Source organism: Pseudomonas sp. 3JA (genome assembly GCF_036961705.1).
GTDB classification, from domain to species: Bacteria; Pseudomonadota; Gammaproteobacteria; order Pseudomonadales; family Pseudomonadaceae; genus Aquipseudomonas; species Aquipseudomonas fluorescens_Q.
Genome location: NZ_JBAMDJ010000119.1, coordinates 1 through 308 on the forward strand (window position 1 = coordinate 1; position 308 = coordinate 308).

General features: G+C 69.2%; 1 protein-coding gene. It reads right to left on the reverse strand.

All coding sequences use genetic code 11. From position 1 onward, the window contains the following. The coding region (locus V7773_RS30300; RefSeq protein ID WP_336076511.1) for an AMP-binding protein at positions 1-308 on the reverse strand (308 nt) is incomplete at both ends.

The window sequence follows — 308 nt, forward strand, 5'->3', positions numbered from 1 at the left end:
GTCGGCGTCTTCGATCAGGAACGCCAGGCGCGTGGCCGGCAACTCCGGATCCAGCGGCAGCCATGCGGCGCCGGCATGGACGATACCGAGCAAGGCCACGACCATCTCCACCGAGCGCTCCATGCACACCGGCACGATGCTGTCGGTACCTATACCGGCGGCGCGCAGGGCGCGGGCGACGGCTTGTGCCCGCTGGTCCAGCTCGGCGTAGCTCAGGCGCTGGCCTTCGAACACCAATGCCGGGGCGTTGGGGCTCAGGGTGGCCTGCTGGCTCAGGGCGGTGTGCAGGTTGGTTGGACCGCTGTAGT